Source organism: Citrobacter sp. BDA59-3 (assembly GCF_015167655.1).
GTDB classification, from domain to species: domain Bacteria; phylum Pseudomonadota; class Gammaproteobacteria; order Enterobacterales; family Enterobacteriaceae; genus Phytobacter; species Phytobacter diazotrophicus.
Window position 1 is genome coordinate 4,592,943 of sequence record NZ_CP063427.1, and the last position, 21,892, is coordinate 4,614,834.

General features: G+C 53.1%; 16 protein-coding genes. 10 read left to right on the top strand and 6 right to left on the bottom strand.

Annotation, left to right across the window (positions count from 1 at the left end):
• Positions 1–17: 17 nt before the first annotated feature.
• Complete coding sequence (gene glnE, locus IP582_RS21575; protein ID WP_193794413.1) at positions 18–2,870, bottom strand: bifunctional [glutamate--ammonia ligase]-adenylyl-L-tyrosine phosphorylase/[glutamate--ammonia-ligase] adenylyltransferase; 2,853 nt, start codon at positions 2,868–2,870, stop codon at positions 18–20.
• 20 nt (positions 2,871–2,890) lie between these two features.
• Positions 2,891–4,192, bottom strand: coding sequence for an inorganic triphosphatase (locus IP582_RS21580; protein WP_125123851.1), 1,302 nt, complete (start codon positions 4,190–4,192; stop codon positions 2,891–2,893).
• Between the two features lie 237 nt (positions 4,193–4,429).
• Here IP582_RS21580 and IP582_RS21585 point away from each other — a divergent pair, with 237 nt between their 5' ends.
• Positions 4,430–5,050 carry a TIGR04211 family SH3 domain-containing protein gene (locus IP582_RS21585; protein ID WP_039078109.1) on the top strand — a complete coding sequence of 207 codons (621 nt, stop codon included), beginning with the start codon at positions 4,430–4,432 and terminating at the stop codon, positions 5,048–5,050.
• 116 nt (positions 5,051–5,166) lie between these two features.
• Positions 5,167–6,408, top strand: coding sequence for a multifunctional CCA addition/repair protein (locus tag IP582_RS21590; RefSeq protein WP_193796326.1), 1,242 nt, complete (start codon positions 5,167–5,169; stop codon positions 6,406–6,408).
• An 11-nt stretch (positions 6,409–6,419) separates the two neighbouring features.
• Here the strand turns inward: IP582_RS21590 and bacA are convergent, their stop codons facing one another.
• Complete coding sequence (bacA, locus tag IP582_RS21595) at positions 6,420–7,238, bottom strand: undecaprenyl-diphosphate phosphatase (protein WP_039078111.1); 819 nt, start codon at positions 7,236–7,238, stop codon at positions 6,420–6,422.
• 106 nt (positions 7,239–7,344) lie between these two features.
• Positions 7,345–7,713 (bottom strand): bifunctional dihydroneopterin aldolase/7,8-dihydroneopterin epimerase, encoded by a 369-nt coding sequence (gene folB, locus IP582_RS21600; RefSeq protein WP_079497094.1) that lies wholly within the window; start codon positions 7,711–7,713, stop codon positions 7,345–7,347.
• 107 nt (positions 7,714–7,820) lie between these two features.
• Here folB and plsY point away from each other — a divergent pair, with 107 nt between their 5' ends.
• Together plsY and IP582_RS21610 are read left to right on the top strand one after the other, a co-directional pair.
• Positions 7,821–8,423, top strand: a complete 603-nt coding sequence (gene plsY / locus IP582_RS21605; RefSeq protein WP_039078113.1) for a glycerol-3-phosphate 1-O-acyltransferase PlsY — start codon at positions 7,821–7,823, stop codon at positions 8,421–8,423.
• 210 nt (positions 8,424–8,633) lie between these two features.
• Positions 8,634–10,430 (top strand): thiamine pyrophosphate-requiring protein, encoded by a 1,797-nt coding sequence (locus IP582_RS21610; RefSeq protein ID WP_107223701.1) that lies wholly within the window; start codon positions 8,634–8,636, stop codon positions 10,428–10,430.
• A 47-nt stretch (positions 10,431–10,477) separates the two neighbouring features.
• On the opposite strand, the gene IP582_RS21615 is transcribed toward IP582_RS21610, so the two are convergent.
• Both IP582_RS21615 and tsaD read right to left on the bottom strand, forming a co-directional pair.
• Positions 10,478–11,704: a zinc-dependent alcohol dehydrogenase gene (locus IP582_RS21615; RefSeq protein ID WP_193794414.1), complete on the bottom strand. Its 1,227-nt coding sequence runs from the start codon at positions 11,702–11,704 to the stop codon at positions 10,478–10,480.
• A 200-nt stretch (positions 11,705–11,904) separates the two neighbouring features.
• Entirely contained in the window at positions 11,905–12,918 is a 1,014-nt protein-coding gene (gene tsaD, locus IP582_RS21620) for a tRNA (adenosine(37)-N6)-threonylcarbamoyltransferase complex transferase subunit TsaD (protein WP_039078116.1), read from the bottom strand.
• 237 nt (positions 12,919–13,155) lie between these two features.
• Between tsaD and rpsU the strand changes: the two genes are divergently transcribed.
• The 6 genes from rpsU (at position 13,156) to IP582_RS21650 (ending at position 21,845) form a co-directional block, all read left to right on the top strand.
• Positions 13,156–13,371 (top strand): 30S ribosomal protein S21, encoded by a 216-nt coding sequence (gene rpsU / locus IP582_RS21625; RefSeq protein ID WP_001144069.1) that lies wholly within the window; start codon positions 13,156–13,158, stop codon positions 13,369–13,371.
• 239 nt (positions 13,372–13,610) lie between these two features.
• Positions 13,611–15,356, top strand: a complete 1,746-nt coding sequence (gene dnaG / locus IP582_RS21630; RefSeq protein ID WP_193794415.1) for a DNA primase — start codon at positions 13,611–13,613, stop codon at positions 15,354–15,356.
• Between the two features lie 158 nt (positions 15,357–15,514).
• Entirely contained in the window at positions 15,515–17,362 is a 1,848-nt protein-coding gene (gene rpoD / locus IP582_RS21635) for an RNA polymerase sigma factor RpoD (protein WP_193794416.1), read from the top strand.
• A 573-nt stretch (positions 17,363–17,935) separates the two neighbouring features.
• Complete coding sequence (locus IP582_RS21640) at positions 17,936–18,904, top strand: SIS domain-containing protein (protein WP_193794417.1); 969 nt, start codon at positions 17,936–17,938, stop codon at positions 18,902–18,904.
• Between the two features lie 78 nt (positions 18,905–18,982).
• Positions 18,983–20,134: a capsule biosynthesis protein gene (locus IP582_RS21645; RefSeq protein WP_193794418.1), complete on the top strand. Its 1,152-nt coding sequence runs from the start codon at positions 18,983–18,985 to the stop codon at positions 20,132–20,134.
• 34 nt (positions 20,135–20,168) lie between these two features.
• Positions 20,169–21,845 carry a polysaccharide biosynthesis/export family protein gene (locus IP582_RS21650; RefSeq protein ID WP_193794419.1) on the top strand — a complete coding sequence of 559 codons (1,677 nt, stop codon included), beginning with the start codon at positions 20,169–20,171 and terminating at the stop codon, positions 21,843–21,845.
• Positions 21,846–21,892 lie beyond the last annotated feature (47 nt).

A 21,892-nucleotide genomic window follows, 5' to 3' on the forward strand; every position in this document is an offset into this window, starting at 1 on the left:
GCGCGATAATAGCACACTTACGCGTCCTCGCACGGCTCCACCAACCACTTGTTCCAGCAGGCTCGCACCATCGCGCGCTCAGCGACAAAACATGCCTCCGGAACATGCCCCGGCAGCTCCTGTAGCGCCAGGTGATGCAGCTCGTCACGCAACGTCGTATAGGCGGTGGTAAGTGCCTGCGCTTCCTGCTCTTCCATAATGCCGTTTTGCGCCAGCCCCTCCAGAATGCGGACATTGTCCGACCAGCGCGTCAGTTTCGGTTTTGCATGGGCATAACGCAGCACCAGATACTGGGTGATAAATTCGATATCGGTAATTCCACCCTCATCGGCTTTAATATCAAAGCGATCCTTGTGCTTATTGCTCAAGTGAGCGCGCATTTTTTCGCGCATCTCGCGCACCTCGGTTTGTAACGTCGCACCATCACGCACGGTCATGGTGATATCGCGGCGGATGGCATCAAATTGCGCGTTTAATTGTGGATCGCCATAGACAACGCGGGCGCGAACCAGCGCCTGATGTTCCCAGGTCCAGGCTTCGGTGCGCTGGTAGTCGGCAAAAGATTCAGTTGAGGTCACCAGCATTCCCGCCGCACCGGACGGTCGCAAGCGCGCGTCCACTTCATACAGGATCCCGGATGAGGTGCGCGTACTGAACAGATGCATCACGCGCTGGGCAAGGCGCAGATAAAATTGACGGCCATCGATTTCCCGCTCGCCGTCAGTCATCACGTCCACCGGACAGTCATGAAGGAAAATCAAATCCAGATCGGAACTATAGCCCAGCTCCCAACCGCCCAGTTTGCCGTAACCGACCACCGCAAACCCACGGCCTTCACGGTCGCGTAAGTGTTTCGGTTGCCCATAACGCGATACCATCAGGCTCCACGCCTGTTGTACCACGGCTTCAATGATGGCTTCGGCAAGCCATGTTAAGTGATCGCTCACTTTCATCACGGGGAGTGTGCCAGCCAGATCTGCTGCCGCCACACGCAACAATTGAGCCTGTTTAAACTGGCGTAACGCCTCCAGTTGCTGTTCTTCATCGTCATCCGGCACACGCAGCAGATACTGACGTAGCTCATCCCGGTAGGCATTCATCGCCGTGGGCTGATAAAGGGTATTCGGATCGAGCAACTCATCCAGCAATAACGGATAGCGCGCCAGCTTACTGGCCACCATCGGCGAGGCGGCACAGAGTGAAATCAGATGTTTACGCGCACCGGGAAACTCGCTGAGCAGCTCAAGATACGTCGTACGCGTGACAATTCCCGTTAACAGCGGCGTCACGCGAGACAACGGTACAGGGGCATCCTCACGGGAGCAGACATCACTCAACAGATGCGGCATCAGATGGTCGAGCACCTGGCGGCCGCGCGGGCCAATGGTGCGCTTATCCAGCTCTTTGCGAAAATCAGCAATCATCGCGACCACGCGGCGGCGATCATCATCAGAAAGGTGCGCCAGCACTGGCGTGCTGTCATCTTCCTGAAACGCATCCTGCCACAACTCACTCCATTGCCCGCTGAGCGCATCCCCCTGCTCTTCGGCTTCGTCATCGCCAATCAGGGTGTTGAATACCCCTCGTACGGCAGACATCTGCTTTTCAAGCTCAGCGGTCAGGGTTTCCCAATCAGCGACCCGCATCCCCCAGGCCAGACGCGCGCGATTGAGTTCATCTGTCGGCAGCGTCTGCGTTTGTTCGTCGTTAATGCTTTGCAGAAGGTTTTCCAGACGGCGCAAATACAAATAGGCCTGGCGTAACGCCGGTGCATCGCCAGGCGGCAGCAAACCCAGCTTATCGATAGCGTCCAGCGTCGGTAACAGTGAACGGGACTGCAACGACGGCTCGCGCCCACCGCGTATCAACTGGAACACCTGAACGATAAACTCAATCTCACGGATGCCGCCCGCGCCCAGCTTAATGTTATCTTTCAGACCACGGCGGCGCACTTCGCGGGCAATCATCCCTTTCATGTTACGCAGAGACTGAATAACGCTGAAATCGATATAGCGACGGAAGACGAACGGCCGCAGCATGGCCCGTAATTCGCCAGCGTAAACATCGTCCTTATCGCCCATAATGCGGGCTTTCACCATCGCATAACGTTCCCAGTCGCGCCCCTGCTCCTGATAATAATCTTCCAGCGCGGCAAAACTCAGCACCAGCGGACCGCTGTCGCCAAACGGGCGCAGCCGCATATCCACGCGATAGACAAAGCCATCCTGCGTCGGCTGGTCGAGCACTTTGATCAAGCGCTGTCCCAGACGAGTAAAAAACTGGGCGTTATCAAGTTCGCGTCGCCCACCGCGCGTTGAACCGTTTTCCGGCCAGGCAAAAATCAGATCGATATCGGACGAAAAGTTAAGCTCCCCGCCACCCAGCTTGCCCATGCCAAGGATCAGCAACGGCTGCGGTTCCCCCTGCTGATTGCATGGCGTTCCCCACTCGCGACAGCAGGCATCGTAAAGCCAGTCACGTGCAGCGACGATCAGGGTCTCCGCCAGTACGCTCAATTGCTGCAACGTCTCCTCTTCTGCCACCAGCGCCAGCGACTGCGCCCAGGCAATGCGCACCATCATATGGCGACGGAACAGGCGCAGCGCACGCATTAATGATGCCTCATCTCCCACCCCCTCCAGCGATTCGCGAAGGGTTTGCGCATACTGCTTCCACTCGTCCGCCTGTGGCGGCGCGCTTTCCAGCTCAGCCAGCCAGTCAGGATGCGCGGCAAGGCTATCCTGCACAAAATCACTGAAAGTAAGCACTAACTGCGCTTGTTCACTAAGCGGTGTTTCACTGAACGACTCAGGCAAGCGGGCCAGTACTGTTTGCCAGTGCTGCTGTAACTGTGGAGAGTGCGGCATCATCGGGGGGTTCCTTGACCGGGTTAGCGTTGTCCACTGTGCAGCCAGAAGGGCTGCTGACAGATTGCTTCGTTACGGAAATGTTCGATTTCAATACGCTGGCGTGTCTCAATGGCGTGGAGCAAGCCTTGCCAGTTTTCCAGCCAGGCATTTGCCTGCGCCGCATCGTAATAGCCAGCAAGCAACAGCACATTGTCTATTTCTCGTGCCAGACGTGGCAACTGGTCGCGATAACTGTCTCCCAACGGATGCGCGAACGTACTTTTGAGTTCAGCGGCGCAGCGGGACAAATGGGTATCGGCAAAACGTTTGAAGGAGTCGGCAAATTTCGCCTGCGCTTTGTCATCGAGGAAGGTGCGCCAGCCCTGGGAAACCAGCCACTCTGTCAACAGCAGTTTCGCCGTTGCCGCCTCTGCGCTCCATGCGGCCGTCGCTGCGGAGACATCTGACGTCAACGTTGCTTCCGCCTGAGTCAGCAAATCGCGCAGCCGTGCGCTCGCTTTACGCGGCACAATGCCGCCGAACAACATAAGAGTATGGCGAATGAGCGTAATCGCAGACTGTACGTCCGCTTTTGCCCGGGTATCGCCGCGAACCCACAGTTCTTCATGGTACTGCCACTGCGAAAGTCCCAGCTCCAGCGCGGCGGTAAAAGCCTGCTCCGTTGTGGCTTTCGGCTGAACTTTGAGTATGGGCGTCGGGCGGCGATGACGTTCGGCATTACCCTGCGCCAGATGATAGCCGCGTGCGGCCTTACTCAGGCTTCCCTGACGCAGCCCTGACTGGGTCACGAGCTGACGGGCAAGTTTGAGGATATCCGCCGGATCGCCGCTTAGCAGTTCAAGCTCAAGCTCACAGATAGGCTCAGCCAGCTCGCCGGCTTTAACTTCGCCCAGGTCCAGCCCAATCTCAATACGGCTTTCACCGACGTTAACCAGCCATTTCTCCCGGTAGAAATCGGTGCTAAAGAGCGGCTGTGTCTGCGCCTGGAGATCTTCTGGCAGCGCGCCATCCGGCCAGACTTCCTGCGGAAAGCGAGCCAGATCCAGCTCCGGTTTATCCAGCGCGATATTATATTCAGGACGTTGATGTAACCCGCCGACAACGCGTCCGGCGATTTTCATCGTCATTTCGTACTGACCATCGAAGCCGCGGATACGCAGCCCCATATCATGACGACGCAGCCAGTTATCTGCCGTTTCGTAATAGATGTTGAGTAACTGGGTGGGCGCTACGCGATCGTCGGTGAGCGAATGAAGATGGTTACGAAGCGTTTCAACGCTGTCGGGATGTACGTAAAATTTTAATTCGATTTCCTGAGCCATGGCTTTGCACTTATGGTTATGTCACATCAGTCAAAATTTCGGCGAACTAACGCGCCCGATGTTTGTCAGTAGATAGTATTTTGTGTCAGATTGCCATGCAATGCGCGATATCATGGGTGTAAAAGTTCACTTATGCGCTTTGTTCGACCCGGATGATTCCGATTGATGCCGCCTGCCAGCTATCGTCAGACTGTTGGCACTGTTTTTATTCACGCTTAAAGATAATAACGACGCCTGATGCTTAAATTACGCCTGATTGGAATGACCTTATTTGCGCTTAGCGTTTCCACATTGGCCCATGCCGAAGAAAAACGTTACGTCTCTGATGAATTGAACACCTGGGTTCGCAGTGGCCCGGGAGATAACTATCGCCTCGTGGGCACGGTAAACGCCGGCGAGGAAGTGGTGCTGTTGCAAACCAATGAAGCGTCTAACTACGCACAGGTACGCGATAGCAGTGGCCGTACGGCCTGGATCCCTCTTAAAGAACTCAATACTCAGCCCAGCCTGCGCACGCGCGTGCCGGAACTGGAAAACCAGGTGAAGACCCTGACCGATAAGCTCAACAATATCGACAATACCTGGAACCAGCGCACGGCGGATATGCAGCAAAAAGTGGCCGGTAGTGATGGGGTCATTAACAGCCTGAAAGAAGAAAATCAGAAGCTTAAGAACGAGCTTATTGTCGCGCAGAAGAAAGTGAACGCCGCTAACCTGCAACTCGACGACAAACAACGCACCATTATCATGCAGTGGTTTATGTATGGCGGTGGCGTATTGGGTGCGGGTCTCTTCCTGGGCCTTGTACTGCCGCATTTAATCCCGCGCCGTAAACGCAAAGATCGTTGGATGAACTAAGCTGATTAGCCATCTTCTCTACACTTACGTATTATCTGTCGGCAAAAATAAAAACCTGTCTCAATTTCCGATAAGGCAGGTTAATGAAAAGTCACAGATGTGAGGAGTCAGGCGGCGTGAAGAGTTATCTGGTCGGTGGCGCAGTTCGCGATGCGTTACTGGGCCTGTCGGTCAAAGACAAAGATTGGGTGGTGGTTGGCGCCACGCCAGCAGAGATGCTCGACGCGGGCTACCAGCAGGTAGGCCGCGATTTTCCCGTGTTTCTCCATCCACAAAGTCACGAAGAGTACGCTCTTGCCCGTACTGAACGAAAATCAGGTTTCGGTTATACCGGTTTTTCCTGCTATGCCGCGCCGGATGTGACGCTTGAGCAAGATCTGTTACGCCGCGACTTAACCGTCAATGCACTTGCGCAGGATGATAACGGCAACATAATCGATCCCTATGGCGGTCAGAACGATTTGCACCGCCGCCTGCTGCGCCATGTTTCCCCCGCGTTTGCCGAAGATCCCTTGCGTGTTCTGCGTGTGGCGCGTTTTGCCGCCCGCTATGCGCATTTAAGTTTTCGCATTGCCGACGAAACCATGACGCTCATGCGCGATATGACCACCGCAGGTGAGTTGGCGCATCTGACTCCTGAACGCGTCTGGAAAGAGACGGAGAACGCCCTCAAGACCCGTAATCCACAGGTCTTTTTCCAGGTGTTGCGTGACTGCGGGGCGCTAAAAGTGCTGTTCCCGGAAGTGGACGCGCTGTTTGGCGTACCCGCGCCGGCAAAATGGCATCCTGAAATCGATACCGGTCTTCATACCCTGATGACCGTGAGCATGGCTGCGATGCTCAGCCCTGAGGTTGATGTGCGTTTTGCCACTCTCTGCCACGACCTGGGAAAAGGGTTAACACCACCGGAACTTTGGCCACGCCATCACGGGCATGGCCCGGCGGGCGTCAAACTTGTCGAGGGCGTCTGCCAGCGATTGCGCGTACCGAACGATATCCGCGATCTGGCCAAACTGGTGGCGGAATTCCATGATCTGATCCATACCTTTCCGATCCTGCAGCCAAAGACCATCGTTAAATTGTTCGATTCGATTGACGCCTGGCGCAAGCCGCAGCGGGTTGAGCAAATCGCCCTGACCAGCGAGGCCGACGTGCGCGGACGTGCGGGGTTTGAGGCGTGCGACTACCCGCAGGGACGCTTGCTGCGTGAGGCCTGGGATGTCGCAAAAGCGGTCTCCAGCAAAGCGGTTGTTGAGGCAGGTTTCAAAGGCATTGAAGTGCGTGAAGAGTTAACGCGCCGTCGCATTCAGGCCGTGGCTGACTGGAAAGAACAACGTTGCCCTCAGCCAAAAGACTGAGGGCATGTTATTTAGATAAAGATGAAGTAGACCGCGGCAGCGACAATAAAGCGATAGATCGCAAACGGGATAAACGAGATACGTTTGATCAACTCCAGGAAGGTTTTGATCGCGATGAGAGCGACGATAAACGCCGTCACGAAGCCGACGGCAAACATCGGAATGTCACCCACGGTCAAGAACTTAAGACTCTTATACAAATCCAGTACGGTGGCGCCCATCATCATTGGCACCGCCAACAGGAACGAGAACTCCGAAGCCGCATAACGGCTCACGCCCATGAGCATACCACCTGAAATTGTTGCTCCAGAACGGGAGAATCCCGGCCATAGCGCCAGACACTGGAAGCAGCCAATCATAAATGCCTGCCGCAAGGTGATATCGTCCACCCCTTCGGCGCGCGGCACTTTTGGTTTGAGGCATTCCGCCGCAATCAGCAGTACCCCACCCACCACCAGCGCATACATCACGTTAATGGGGTTAAAGAGAGATTTAATGGCATCGTGGAAAACAAGGCCGAGAACAACGGCGGGAACCATGCCCAGCAGGATATGAATGAGCGTCAGGCGACCTGTGCCTGTGCCTTCATGGGGGGTACGACCAAAGTGAATACCAATCAATCCAAACAGGCGACGCCAGAACATCACCACCACAGCCAAAATCGACCCTAACTGAATCACAACTTCAAACGTTTTTGCGGTATCTCCCTCAAAACCCAGTAAATGCCCCACAAGAATCATGTGGCCCGTACTGGAAACCGGTAAAAACTCCGTCAATCCTTCGACAACACCCAAAATTGCTGCCACCAGCAGCGAGTGCATATCGCTCATCAAATAAACCCCTAAACAGACATAAAAAACGGCTTACCACAAGGGAAGCCGCGTATGGCCATGACGTATGACCAGAAGACTAGCGCTTGGTTTAATAATTATGAATTTAAATAATTTTTTTCAGATTATTGCCACGCTCAATGATGACGCCAACGTTGGCGGCCCGCGCGACAGCACCTGGCTTGCTCAATTTGATGCGCACCCATGGAGAGTTAAAACGGCTCAGCAGTAAATCAGCGACCTCTTCGGCGACCCGTTCTACCAGCGCAAAACGACTTCCTTCGACATGCGCAATGACGGTTTCTGCTATGTCTGCATAGCTCAGACAATCATTAACATCGTCGCTCTTTGCCGCCTGGCGGTTATCCCATGCCATTTCGATATCGAACACCAGCTTTTGCTCAATCGTCTGCTCCCAGTCATACACACCGATGGTGGTGATTACCGAAAGTTGCTCTATAAATACAATGTCCATCACGCCCCACCTGCTTTTTGGCTAACCTGGATACCACTTTCCATAATTTATGCGTATTATCCACTGATGCAGATAATAAAACGACATTTTCACAATGGAACAGCGTTATGAGTGCAATCGCGCCTGGAATGATCATCCTCGCGTATCTTTGCGGCTCAATATCCAGCGCCATTCTGGTCTGCCGCATCGCAGGTCTGCCAGACCCACGTGAGAGTGGCTCTGGCAACCCAGGGGCGACCAACGTATTACGAATTGGCGGCAAAGGAGCAGCCGTAACGGTACTGATTTTTGACGTGCTAAAAGGCATGCTGCCGGTATGGGGAGCCTATGCGCTTGGCATCACTCCCTTCTGGCTTGGCCTTATTGCTATCGCCGCCTGCCTTGGGCATATCTGGCCTGTTTTTTTCCATTTTCAGGGCGGAAAGGGCGTAGCTACTGCCTTTGGTGCGATTGCGCCCATTGGCTGGGACTTAACGGGCGTGATGGCGGGAACCTGGCTGCTGACCGTCCTGCTTAGCGGTTACTCTTCGTTAGGTGCGATTGTCAGCGCGTTGATTGCGCCCTTCTATGTCTGGTGGTTTAAACCCCAGTTTACCTTTCCGGTTGCCATGCTCTCCTGCCTGATCCTGATACGTCACCACGACAACATTCAGCGGTTATGGCGTCGTCAGGAGACAAAAATCTGGCACAAACTGAAGAAAAAAAAGTAGACGGATCCCCTCCCGGATAAAAAGTATCATATCCGGGAAAATGCCGTGTTCACCCCTTTCATTGCCTGAATGGACTGAATTCTGCCGTTACGCCTGTATCGCATCAGGCGTAACGGCGCGCTAAGCCACGTCCCGCGCCCCTCCCCCATATCCTGATGATGTCGTCTATCCTTAACGCTCGATTAACTTTTTGAGCCAGGGGGCAACACAGTGACAAAAATGACCAGTGATTTTTTCATTGAGAGCCTGAAAGCCTGGGGTGTCAGCCGAATTTATGGCTACCCCGGTGATGGCATCAACGGTGTGCTCGGTGCGCTGCAACGCGCGAACAAAGCGGGCAATGGGATTGAGTTTATTCAGGTACGCCATGAAGAAATGGCGGCGTTTATGGCAGCAGGACATGCCAAATTCACCGGCGAGTTGGGCGTGTGTCTCTCAACCGGAGGCCCTGGCGCCACCCATCTGCTGACCGGCCTGTATGACGCGAAAATGGACCATGCTCCGGTGCTGGCCATCGCCGGTCAGGCAGAGGCTACCGCACGCGGCGCCAGCTATCAGCAAGAATTAAACCTCGATCGTGTTTTCGCCGACGTGGCGAACTTTGTACAAGAAGCCGCCTCCCCCAGCCAGGTACGCCACCTTGTCGATCGCGGCGTACGTATCGCAGTGGCGCAAAACGGCGTAACGGTCCTGATATTGCCGAAGGATATTCAGGACGAACCCTGGCAGGCGCCGCCGCATACCCATGGTTTCACCCACTCAGGAGCGGGATATCAACGTCCGAAAATCGTGCCTTATGAGGCCGATCTGCAACGTGCCGCGGATATTCTTAATAGCGGAAAGAAGGTGGCGATACTGGTTGGGGCGGGTGCCCGTGGCGCGGCACTGGAAGTAGTGCAACTGGCCAATCTGCTTGGTGCTGGCGTGGCAAAAGCGCTGCTCGGCAAAGATGTACTACCGGATGACGCGCCTTTTGTCACCGGCGCGATCGGTTTGCTGGGTACGAAACCGTCTTACGACATGATGATGAATTGCGACACGCTGCTGATGATTGGTACCGGTTTTCCATGGACAGAATTCCTGCCGAAAGAGGGGCAGGCCCGAGCGGTGCAGGTCGATATCGATCCGGCAATGCTGGGGCTACGCTACCCGGTCGAAGTTAATCTTCATGGCGATGCAGCGGAAACCCTGCGCGCACTGCTGCCGCTGCTGACGCATAAAACTGACCGTAGCTGGCAAGAGGAAATTGCCAGAGGGGTGAAATCATGGTGGGAGACCCTTGAGGAACGAGCGATGGCCGACGCCAAACCGGTTAACCCGCAACGCGTCGTCTGGGAAATGTCACCGCTGCTGCCGGACGATGCCATCGTCACGTCCGATTCCGGCTCGTGTGCCAACTGGTTTGCACGCGATTATAAAGTGAAGCAGGGCCAACGCGCCTCACTGTCTGGCGGCCTTGCCTGTATGGGTGCCGCTGTACCTTACGCCATCGCCGCAAAATTTGCCTACCCGCAGAAAGTGGTGGTCGCGCTGGTCGGGGATGGTGCCATGCAAATGAACAACATGGCAGAACTGATCACCATTCAGAAATACTGGCAAAGCTGGAGCGATCCGCGCCTGATCATTTGTGTCTTCAATAATCAGGATCTTAACCAGGTGACCTGGGAGCAGCGTGTAATGGAGGGCAATCCGCGCTTTGAGGCAACCCAGGACATTCCCGATGTGGGTTATGCCCGCTTCGCCCAATCGCTGGGGCTCAAAGGTATTTTCGTGAATGATCCACAACAATTACCGATTGCCTGGCAGCAAGCCTTGTCAGCAGAACGCCCCGTTGTACTGGAAGTGAAAACCGATCCGGAAGTGGCGCCGCTACCGCCGCACATCACCCTGAAACAGGCAAAAGCCTTTATGGCTTCAATGGCCAAAGGGGATCGCTCTGCCGGGAAGATTTTCGCCGACACGGCAAACCAGTTGATGAGTGAAATTTTGCCGGGCAAAAAATCGTAGCGACAAAAAACAGGCCGGGCGTGTCAGAAGCCCGGCCTGCCGGAGAGTTAGTGCGAAGGCAGCAATTCCGTTTTAATCCATCCAGTTTCACGCTTATCAAAATGTTGATAAGCGGATACCACATCCGACAATGGCTCCACCTGAGTCAGCACCTGGGTGGGGTCGATAGCCCCCATGCGCACCAGTTCCAGCAGGTGCGGAATAATCGCGTGGTGATTGCAGTTACCCATTTTCATGGTCAGATTCTTATTCATCGCCATACCAATGGGAAAGGTCTGCGCGGCGGGAGGATAAACGCCGATAATGCTCAGTGTCCCCGCTTTTTTCAGCCCCTGAATCGCCCATTCCAGCGCCTGGCTCGGCGCATCGCCCGGAACCCAGTTTCCGTCCTGAACATGCTGATGCTCCGCATTGTCCGGCGCCACCTGTTGCACTTCCTGACGGTATTGCTCTGCTTTCTGTTCGGCTTGCTGAGCCGCCGGGCCATGGTGAGCGTGCTCGCTATCAACACCAACGGCGTCAATAGCAATATCAACACCCAGCCCACCGGTGAGTAATGCAATGGCCTCCAGCGGATCTTCTTTATCGAAATTGACGGTAAAGGCCCCCTGTCGGCGCGCCATCGCCAGTCTGTCATCATGTGAATCGACGGCTATGACGCGTCCGGCACCCATCAACAGTGCGCTGGCAATCGTAAACTGACCAACTGGCCCGCAGCCAAACACCGCCACCGTGTCGCCGCGCGTAATGTCTGCTATCTCCGCACCAAACCAGCCCGTCGGAAAGATATCGCTGACAAGAATCGCCTGTTCATCACTGACCTCCTGCGGGACTTTTACCAGCGTATTAGAGGCAAAGGGAATACGCGCCTTTTCTGCCTGTAAGCCGTTGACAGGACCGGTCGCTTGCGGGCCGCCAAAGAAACAGGTACCGGCCTGTGGGCCGTTCGGATTGGCATTATCACACTGCGCGGTGTTACCACTGCGACAGGGAGGGCAGTAGCCACAAGAGAGCGTTGAGCAAACCACCACCCGATCGCCGACATCAAAATTACGCACCTGGTCGCCCAGTTGCTCAATAATGCCGACGCCTTCATGGCCGAGGATGGTGCCCGCTTTCATATCGCTAAAGGTGCCACGGATAAAGTGCAGATCGGTACCGCAAATAGCCGAGGCTGTAAGACGAATAACCGCATCAGTGGGTTGTTCAATCTGTGGTTCGGCGACGTCATCAAGACGAATATCGCCAGTAGCGTGCCAGACGAGAGCTTTCATAATGTCTCCTCTTTCGGTGATGTAGAAGAGGCGTCATAACTGAACTTCCCTGCCGGCTATGGCAGCCGATTTTGACTCACAAAGGGGAAAGTATAGTCAGTGATCTGTGGAGATGCGGACGACAGCGGCAAGGAAATGGAGAGATAAAAAGGGGGAAACCAAACGATAACCCCGGTAAGCGTAGCCACCGGGGGAATAGATTACGCAGCCGGTAATTCCGCCAGCGGCCAGCGTGGGCGCACAGTTACGCCAAGTCCGGCAACGCCACCGGCTTTCAGACGCACCATTCCGGCATAGGCAATCATTGCACCATTATCGGTACAAAATTCCGGGCGAGCATAGAACACCTCACCACGGCGTTTTTTCATCATCTCAGCCAGTTTTGCGCGAAGCGTACGGTTTGCGCTAACGCCACCCGCCATAACCAGACGGGTAAAACCTGTTTGATCCAGCGCACGTTTACATTTGATCATCAGCGTATCGACCACCGCGTCTTCAAATGCACGGGCGATATCGGCACGCGTTTGCTCATCCGGTTCATTTTCACGAATGGTATTCGCTGCGAAGGTTTTCAGACCAGAGAAACTAAAATCGAGACCGGGCCTGTCCGTCATAGGACGCGGGAAGACAAAGCGCCCTTCCGTCCCCTGCGACGCCAGTTTCGATAACATTGGGCCACCTGGGTAATCAAGACCGAGCAATTTGGCTGTTTTATCAAACGCCTCACCGGCGGCATCATCAATGGATTCGCCAAGCAACTGGTACTCGCCAATCCCCGTCACGCTAATCAGTTGCGTGTGGCCGCCGGAAACCAGCAGCGCCACAAACGGGTATTGCGGTGGATTATCTTCCAGCATGGGTGCCAGCAGGTGGCCTTCCATATGGTGAACCGGAATGGCCGGAACATCCCATGCAAATGCCAGCGCCCGGCCGACCGTTGCGCCGACCAGCAACGCGCCGACAAGACCCGGACCTGCGGTATAGGCAACCGCATCGATATCTTTTGCCGCCAGCCCTGCCTCTTTGAGCGCCGCCTGAATCAACGGTACGGTTTTACGTACATGATCGCGGGAGGCCAGTTCAGGCACAACGCCGCCGTAGTCGGCATGCAGTTTTACCTGACTATACAATTGGTTGGCTAAAAGGCCGTTCTTGTCGTCATAAATAGCGATGCCGGTTTCATCGCAGGATGTTTCAATTCCCAGTACACGCATGGCTGTTTTTTACCTCGCTTCAATGCCGCGCAGTGTAGGATCAATGCCCCTTGTTGTAAACTTTACTCACCCCCTTGAAGGAGTTCGTGTATACTCCCCACCCTTACAAAAGTCCCTTTCAAAAAAGGCAGCGGTGCTTTACAAAGCAGCAACTGTTGAAGTAAAATTCCGCACCATTTTGAAATAAGCTGGCGTTGACGCCAGCGGCAAACCGAATTTATCAAAGGTGAGAGGCACATGCCGGTAATTAAAGTACGTGAAAACGAGCCGTTCGACGTAGCACTGCGTCGCTTCAAGCGTTCCTGCGAAAAAGCAGGTGTTCTGGCGGAAGTTCGTCGTCGTGAGTTCTATGAAAAACCGACTACCGAACGTAAGCGCGCTAAAGCTTCTGCTGTGAAACGTCACGCGAAGAAACTGGCTCGCGAAAACGCACGCCGCACTCGTCTGTACTAAGACTTCTGAGAGTTTAGCTCTCAGTTTCAGACCGAGTTGTAGTTGTAAGGCCGTGCTTCCGAAAGGAATGCGCGGCTTATTTTCGTTTATGCATTAGCAAGTACACAAAATCATTCAGGATGCATCAAGGTGGCAAGAGCGTGAATTCCCTGAGCTTACTGTAGTCAGTCAGTGACAGGAGTGAACGATCGTAGCCAACGCAGAGGCAGTTCGACTGACAAAGTGTAATTATGGGGCATATGGCTGGACGAATTCCACGCGTTTTCATCAATGACCTGCTGGCTCGCACCGACATCATCGATCTGATCGATGCGCGTGTGAAACTGAAAAAGCAGGGCAAGAACTGGCACGCATGCTGTCCATTCCATAACGAAAAAAGTCCTTCCTTCACCGTAAACGGTGAAAAACAGTTTTATCACTGCTTCGGCTGTGGGGCGCACGGCAACGCGATCGACTTTCTCATGAACTACGACAAGCTCGAGTTTGTGGAAACCGTCGAAGAGCTGGCCGCCATGCATAACCTGGAAGTGCCCTATGAAGCAGGCAACGGGCCAAGTCAGATAGAGCGCCACCAGCGGCAAAGTCTCTATCAGTTGATGGATGGCCTGAATGCGTTTTATCAGCAATCCCTGATGCAACCTGCCGCTGAACCGGCGCGCCAGTATCTGGAAAGGCGCGGTTTAAGCAGCGATGTCATCGCCCGTTTTGCGATTGGTTACGCCCCTCCCGGCTGGGACAACGTTTTAAAGCGTTTTGGTGCAAATCAGGAAAATCGTCAATCTTTGATTGATGCGGGCATGCTAGTCACTAACGATCAGGGACGCAGTTACGATCGTTTTCGCGAACGGGTGATGTTCCCCATCCGCGACAAGCGTGGTCGGGTAATGGGATTTGGTGGCCGGGTGCTGGGTAACGATACCCCCAAATATCTCAACTCACCAGAGACCGATATTTTCCATAAAGGCCGCCAGTTATACGGGCTTTATGAAGCGCAGCAGGACAATGATGAACCGCAGCGGCTGTTAGTCGTGGAAGGTTACATGGATGTGGTTGCGCTGGCGCAATATGGCATTAACTACGCCGTTGCGTCACTCGGAACTTCGACCACAGCAGACCATATTCAACTGTTGTTTCGGGTAACGAAAAACGTCATTTGCTGTTATGACGGCGACCGTGCAGGCCGAGATGCCGCATGGCGTGCGCTGGAAACCGCATTGCCGTACATGAGCGACGGACGTCAGCTACGCTTTATGTTCCTGCCGGACGGTGAAGACCCGGATACGCTGGTGCGTAAGGAAGGTAAAGCAGCATTTGAAGCGCGGATGGAGCAGGCGATGCCGCTCTCCACGTTTTTGTTTAACAGCTTACTGCCGCAGGCGGACTTAACCACGCCGGACGGGACAACGCAACTTGCCGCGCTGGCGCTGCCGTTGATTTCTCAGGTTCCGGGTGAAACGCTACGTATCCAGCTCAGGCAGTTACTGGGTAACAAAATTGGCATCTTCGACGACGCGCAGCTTGATCGTTTAATGCCAAAACAGGCGGAAAATGCCACGGTCCGCCCGGCGCCTCAGCTAAAACGCACAACCATGCGTATACTGATAGGATTGCTGGTCCAGAGCCCGGAACTCGCGCCGTTAGTGCCTCCGCTGGAGGGTCTGGATAAATCCAGAATGGCTGGGCTTGGCTTATTTACAGAACTGGTCAACACTTGTTTGTCACAGCCTGGATTAACCACAGGGCAGCTGCTGGAACAGTATCGCGGAACAAAAGAAGCCGCAACCCTTGAAAAACTGGCGATGTGGGACGATATAGCAGATAAAGACATTGCAGAAAAAACGTTCAACGATGCGCTCAATCATATGTTTGATTCGATGCTTGTACAGCGGCAAGAAGAGTTGATAGCTCGTGACCGCACACATGGTTTAAGCAGCGAAGAACGCCGGGAGCTCTGGCAACTAAACCAGGAACTGGCGAAAAAGTAAATTCAACGGCTTAAGTGCCGATAATCGTTCGGGAAGCGCCCGGCAGCCGCACTGAGAGGCAGCGGCAAAAATATAAGTAAGCCCTCGTTACACCAAGTTGGCGGTTTTATTTCGCTGACCGACACCAACCCTCTTGAATTAAGTGTGGATACCGTCTTATGGAGCAAAACCCGCAGTCACAGCTGAAACTTCTTGTCCAACGTGGTAAGGAGCAAGGCTATCTGACCTATGCCGAGGTCAATGACCATCTGCCGGAAGATATCGTCGACTCCGATCAGATCGAAGACATCATCCAAATGATCAACGACATGGGCATTCAGGTGATGGAAGAAGCACCGGATGCCGATGATCTACTGCTTGCCGAAACAGCCAATAACACTGATGAAGATGCAGAAGAAGCGGCTGCACAAGTTCTTTCCAGTGTTGAATCTGAAATCGGTCGTACAACCGATCCGGTGCGCATGTACATGCGCGAAATGGGTACCGTTGAACTGTTGACCCGCGAAGGCGAAATTGACATCGCTAAGCGTATCGAAGATGGGATCAACCAGGTTCAGTGCTCCGTTGCCGAGTACCCGGAAGCCATTACCTATCTGCTGGAACAATATGACCGTGTTGAAGCGGAGCAGGCTCGTCTGTCTGATTTGATCACTGGCTTCGTCGATCCAAACGCGGAAGAAGATCTGGCACCTACGGCGACTCACGTCGGTTCTGAACTCTCTCAGGAAGAGCTGGACGACGATGAAGACGAAGATGAAGACGAAGATGGCGATGACAGCAGCGACGATGACAACAGCATCGATCCTGAGCTGGCGCGTGAAAAATTTGCTGAGCTGCGTACACAGTACGAAAAAACCCGTGACACTATCAAAGCGAAAGGCCGTAGCCACGCTGATGCCGCAGCCGAAATCCTGCAGCTGTCCGAGGTCTTCAAACAGTTCCGACTGGTACCGAAACAGTTCGATTACCTGGTAAACAGCATGCGCATCATGATGGATCGCGTGCGTACCCAGGAACGCATTATCATGAAGCTGTGCGTTGAACAGTGCAAAATGCCGAAGAAAAACTTCATTACGCTGTTTACTGGCAACGAAACCAACGAGACCTGGTTCAATGCAGCCCTGGCGATGAACAAGCCGTGGTCTGAAAAACTGCATGAAGTGTCTGAGGACGTTCAGCGCAGCCTGCAGAAACTGCAGCAGATTGAAGAAGAGACCGGCCTGACCATCGAGCAGGTAAAAGACATCAACCGTCGTATGTCCATCGGTGAAGCGAAAGCACGCCGTGCGAAAAAAGAGATGGTTGAAGCGAACTTGCGTCTGGTTATCTCTATCGCCAAGAAATACACCAACCGTGGTCTGCAATTCCTCGATCTGATTCAGGAAGGCAACATCGGTCTGATGAAAGCGGTAGATAAGTTTGAATACCGTCGCGGTTACAAGTTCTCCACCTACGCAACCTGGTGGATCCGTCAGGCAATCACCCGCTCTATCGCGGATCAGGCGCGCACCATCCGTATTCCGGTGCATATGATTGAGACCATTAACAAGCTCAACCGTATCTCCCGCCAGATGCTGCAAGAGATGGGCCGTGAGCCGACGCCGGAAGAGCTTGCCGAGCGTATGCTGATGCCGGAAGACAAGATCCGTAAAGTGCTGAAAATCGCCAAAGAGCCGATCTCCATGGAAACACCGATCGGTGACGATGAAGATTCGCATCTGGGTGATTTCATCGAGGACACCACCCTCGAGCTGCCGCTGGACTCTGCGACCACCGAGAGCCTGCGTGCCGCTACGCACGACGTTCTGGCTGGCCTGACCGCCCGTGAAGCAAAAGTGCTGCGTATGCGTTTCGGTATCGATATGAATACCGACCACACGCTGGAAGAAGTGGGTAAACAGTTCGACGTTACCCGCGAACGTATCCGTCAGATCGAAGCGAAGGCGCTGCGTAAACTGCGCCATCCAAGCCGCTCTGAGGTTCTGCGTAGCTTCCTCGACGATTAATTCGTCCGCATTTTACGCCTTATCAAACGCCATCCTTCGGGGTGGCGTTTTTTTATCCGTATTAATGGAAAAATAAAATCTGATATCAATGTCAGACTATTTTACATTATCTTAGATATATTTTTAACATGAATATATAAGCAAGACCGCTTGATGAAATAAATATAAGCCTACGACGTGACATTAATTTATTACGTTTTTGAAATTTATAAGCAGGTAATAGAAATAATTACAACCCAGATTAACAAACAACAAAAAAACCAAAACTTACAACCAGTTAATCATGGATGACTGATAGTAAAAGCTATTAAACTCAGCATCATTAAATTCGTTGAGGTTGTATATAAGTGCCGCTTGTGCTAAAAAGCAGGGAAATAAAAGATAGTCCCCGAACTCGCAAGTTTAAAATGTACCTGGTAAACGTCACCACCATGGCGACTGGGTATTTTTTTGCACTTCAAGGAAACGGATGGCAACTGAGTGGTATGTCCTGAATCGGTTGCTGTGACGGTGCGCCTGTTAATTGTGGTCTGGATACCAACCGTCACGTAGAGATTACAAACAGGAAACAAAATGGATTTTAACTTGAATACGGAAACAGAAGAGCAAGCGCTAATTAACAGCGTACGCAGCACGTTGACAGAGCAAGGTGATGCACTCCGCCATCTGGCAGAAGTCATCGATGCAGAAGAGTACAGCACCGCATTAAGACTGATAGTGGGTTGTAAAGGTCATGTGATTGTCTCCGGCATGGGAAAATCCGGCCATGTAGGACGCAAAATGTCTGCAACCCTCGCCTCAACCGGCACCCCCAGCTTTTTTATTCACCCGGCGGAAGCTTTCCACGGCGATTTAGGGATGATCACCCCATACGATGTGCTGATGCTGATCTCTGCCAGCGGTGAAACGGATGAAGTGCTTAAACTGGTACCTTCATTAAAGAATTTTGGTAATAAAATCATCGCCATTACCAATAATGCACACTCAACGCTCGCAAAACACGCGGATGCTATTCTTGAGCTGAACATGGCCAGTGAAACTTGTCCTAATAATCTGGCACCTACCACCTCTACCACACTGACAATGGCAATTGGCGATGCACTGGCGATTGCACTTATTCACAAGCGTCACTTCAAACCCGACGACTTTGCCCGCTACCATCCGGGCGGTTCACTGGGCCGTCGCCTGTTGACCCGCGTGACTGATGTGATGCAGTCACATGTCCCTTCTGTAGATATCAACGCGACGTTTCGTCAGATCATTCAGGAATTGACCAGCGGTTGCCAGGGTATGGTGGCCGTGAAAGAAAAGGGCAAGCTGGCAGGTATTATTACTGACGGCGACCTGCGTCGTTACATGGAAAAATGTGACGATTTCATCAACGGCAACGCGGCAGACATGATGACCCGCAATCCGATTACCATGCCGCAAGATGCCATGATTATCGATGCGGAAGAGAAGATGACTAAACACCGCATCTCCACCCTACTCATCACCGATAATTCACAGGATGTGATTGGTTTAGTCAGAATTTTCGACTGACACCTCACCTGTTTATACCGACATAAAAAGTCTTCCCCTCAGCAAATTTTTGCCAGGGAGAATAACGTTGAAAGTGACATGTCTACACATAAAGTAAAATTGCTGGCGTCCTCGTTACGCGCACGTACGGCTAAATTTAATCTTGCCTGGATCCAGCAGCATCTTGCCTGGATCGTTATTGCCGCCCCGATGGCGCTGCTCGTCATCTATTTGGTGATTTTCAGCCAGCCGCGATATATGAGTGAATCAAAGGTCGCGGTAAAACGTCCCAGTGATATCGAAGGCGCCAGCCTGAATGTCGGCTTGCTGCTGGGTGCATCCAACCCGAGTTCCACCGAAGACTCGCTATATCTGAAGGAGTACATCAACTCAGCAGATATGCTGAAAGTACTCGATAAACAGCTCGATTTTCACGATGCATGGAGCCATAGCGGGCTGGACTTCATTCATCATCTATCTAAAGACACAACGGCAGAACAGTTCCTCAATTACTACCGCGACCGAATCTCTGTGGTCTTTGATGACAAAACCGGTCTTTTGACGATTCAGACCCAGGGTTTTACGCCGGAATTCTCACAGCAGTTCAATAAAGCAGTCCTGAAAGAGTCAGAGCGTTTTATTAACGAGCTCTCCCATAAAATCGCGCGAGAGCAGTTGAACTTCGCCCAGGAAGAACTACAGCAGGCCCGTATTCGCCTTGATAAAAGTAAAGCAGAATTACTGGCTTACCAGAATCAGAACAATATCCTCGATCCCGAAGCCTCCGCCACTGCGGCCACCTCTCTGGTGATGACCTTACAAGGTAAAAAAGTTGAGCTGGAAGCCGAGCTGCGTAATTTATTGAGTTACTTGCGTGAAGATGCGCCCCAGGTCATTAGCCTGCGTAATTCAATAAAAGCACTGCAGGCACAGATCGACGCAGAGCAGAGCAAAATCACCGCGCCAGGCGATAAGAAACTCAACAGCATGGCGGCTGACTTTGACGAGATTAAAGCACGCGTCGCCTTCGATACCGAAATCTACACAATGGCGATCAAAGCCATTGAAAAAACACGCCTGGAAGCGGCACGTAAACTCAAAGTGTTGTCGGTCATCAGTTCACCGCAACAACCGGAAGAGTCCAGTTTCCCCAATAGCGGCTACCTGCTGGCAAGCTGGTTGTTAGTCTGCTGCCTACTCTTCGGCACCATCAAATTGCTGCTGGCCGTGATTGAAGATCACAAAGACTAATTTTGGACGCACAGTGAATTTTACAGAGTTGAACATGAAATTATTAAAATCGGCACTGCTCCTTCTGGTCTGCCATGCGGCGTGGGCGGCTGGTCCGACAGGGATTACAGCCGATCCAAATCTGACAGGGGCAGCGCCGTTGCCGTCGGTTATCTCCGGTAAGACAGAAGAAACTCAGAACGCAACCGGGTTTGACAACACACCGCCTCCCGTGGCCGCCGCACTGCCCAGCCGCATGTTCGGCGCACAATTATTTACCTCTATCAGCGCAGCTTCAGGCGCAGGTCTGGGGTTCAACCCAGGCTATGTAATTGGTCTCGGTGATACCATCCAGATTCGACTGTGGGGCGCATTCCAGTATGACGGGGCGCTCACCGTTGACCCGAAAGGCAATATTTTCCTGCCGAATATTGGCCCGCTGAAAGTCTCGGGTATGACCAATGCGCAGTTGAACAATACCGTCACCAGTAAGATCAAAGAAGTTTATACGTCGAACGTTAACGTCTATGCCTCTCTGCTGCAGGCTCAGCCGGTGAAAGTTTTCGTGACCGGCTATGTGCGAAGCCCAGGCTTGTATGGTGGCGTGGCATCTGACTCCCTGCTCTCTTATCTGAGCAAAGCTGGCGGCGTCGACAGTGAGCGCGGCAGCTACGTTGATATCATCGTCAAACGTGGCAAATCGGTTATCTCACGCGTGAACCTGTACGATTTTCTGCTGAACGGTAAGCTGGGCCTGTCGCAGTTTGTCGATGGCGATACCATCGTCGTTGGTCCACGTCAGCATACATTCAGCGTAGAAGGCGATGTGTTTAACAGTTACGACTTTGAGTTCGCCAACAGTACGATTCCGATCACAGAGGCACTCAGTTGGGCGCGTCCGAAACCCGGCGCCACCCACATGACCATTATCCGCCAGCAAGGCACTGTAAAACGTAGCGAATATTATCCGCTCAGCTCCGCAGTTGGCCGCTCTCTGCAGGATGGCGACCGTCTTATCGTAAGTTCAGACCGTTATGCAGGCACCATTCAGGTGCGTGTTGACGGCGCCCATTCCGGCGAACATGCGATAGTTCTGCCATACGGTTCGACCATGCGTCAGGTGCTATCGCAGATCCGCCCGAACAGCATGTCGCAGATGAAGGCCATTCAGTTGTACAGAACATCTGTTGCGGAGCGTCAGAAAGAGATGCTGAACCTGTCATTGCAGAAACTGGAAGAGGCCTCTCTTTCAGCACAATCCTCAACGCAGGAAGAAGCTCGTTTGCGTATGCAGGAAGCACAACTGGTTAGCCGATTCGTCAATAAAGCGCGTGCTGTCGTTCCGAAAGGGCAAGTTGTGCTTAGCGAAAGCAACATCGACTCGGTGCTGCTGGAAGATGGTGACGTCATCATGATTCCGGAAAAAACGTCGCTGGTTATGGTACACGGGGAAGTGCTGTTCCCGAACGCCGTCTCCTGGCAGGACGGAATGGATGTGGACGATTACATCAAAAAATGCGGCGGGCTGACGCAGAAATCCGGCAATTCAAAAATCATTGTGATTCACCAGAACGGCGAGTCGGTTGATGCTGACGATGCAGGAAAACTGCAACCCGGTGACGAAATCATGGTTCTGCCGAAATACGAATCGAAAAACATTGAAGTTACGCGTGGTATTTCGACCATTCTTTATCAGCTTGCCGTTGCCGCCAAGGTTGTGCTGACAATCTAAGCAGATGCTTTTCCCGGCGTGCCGGGGAAAGCGAAACAAGTAGCGGT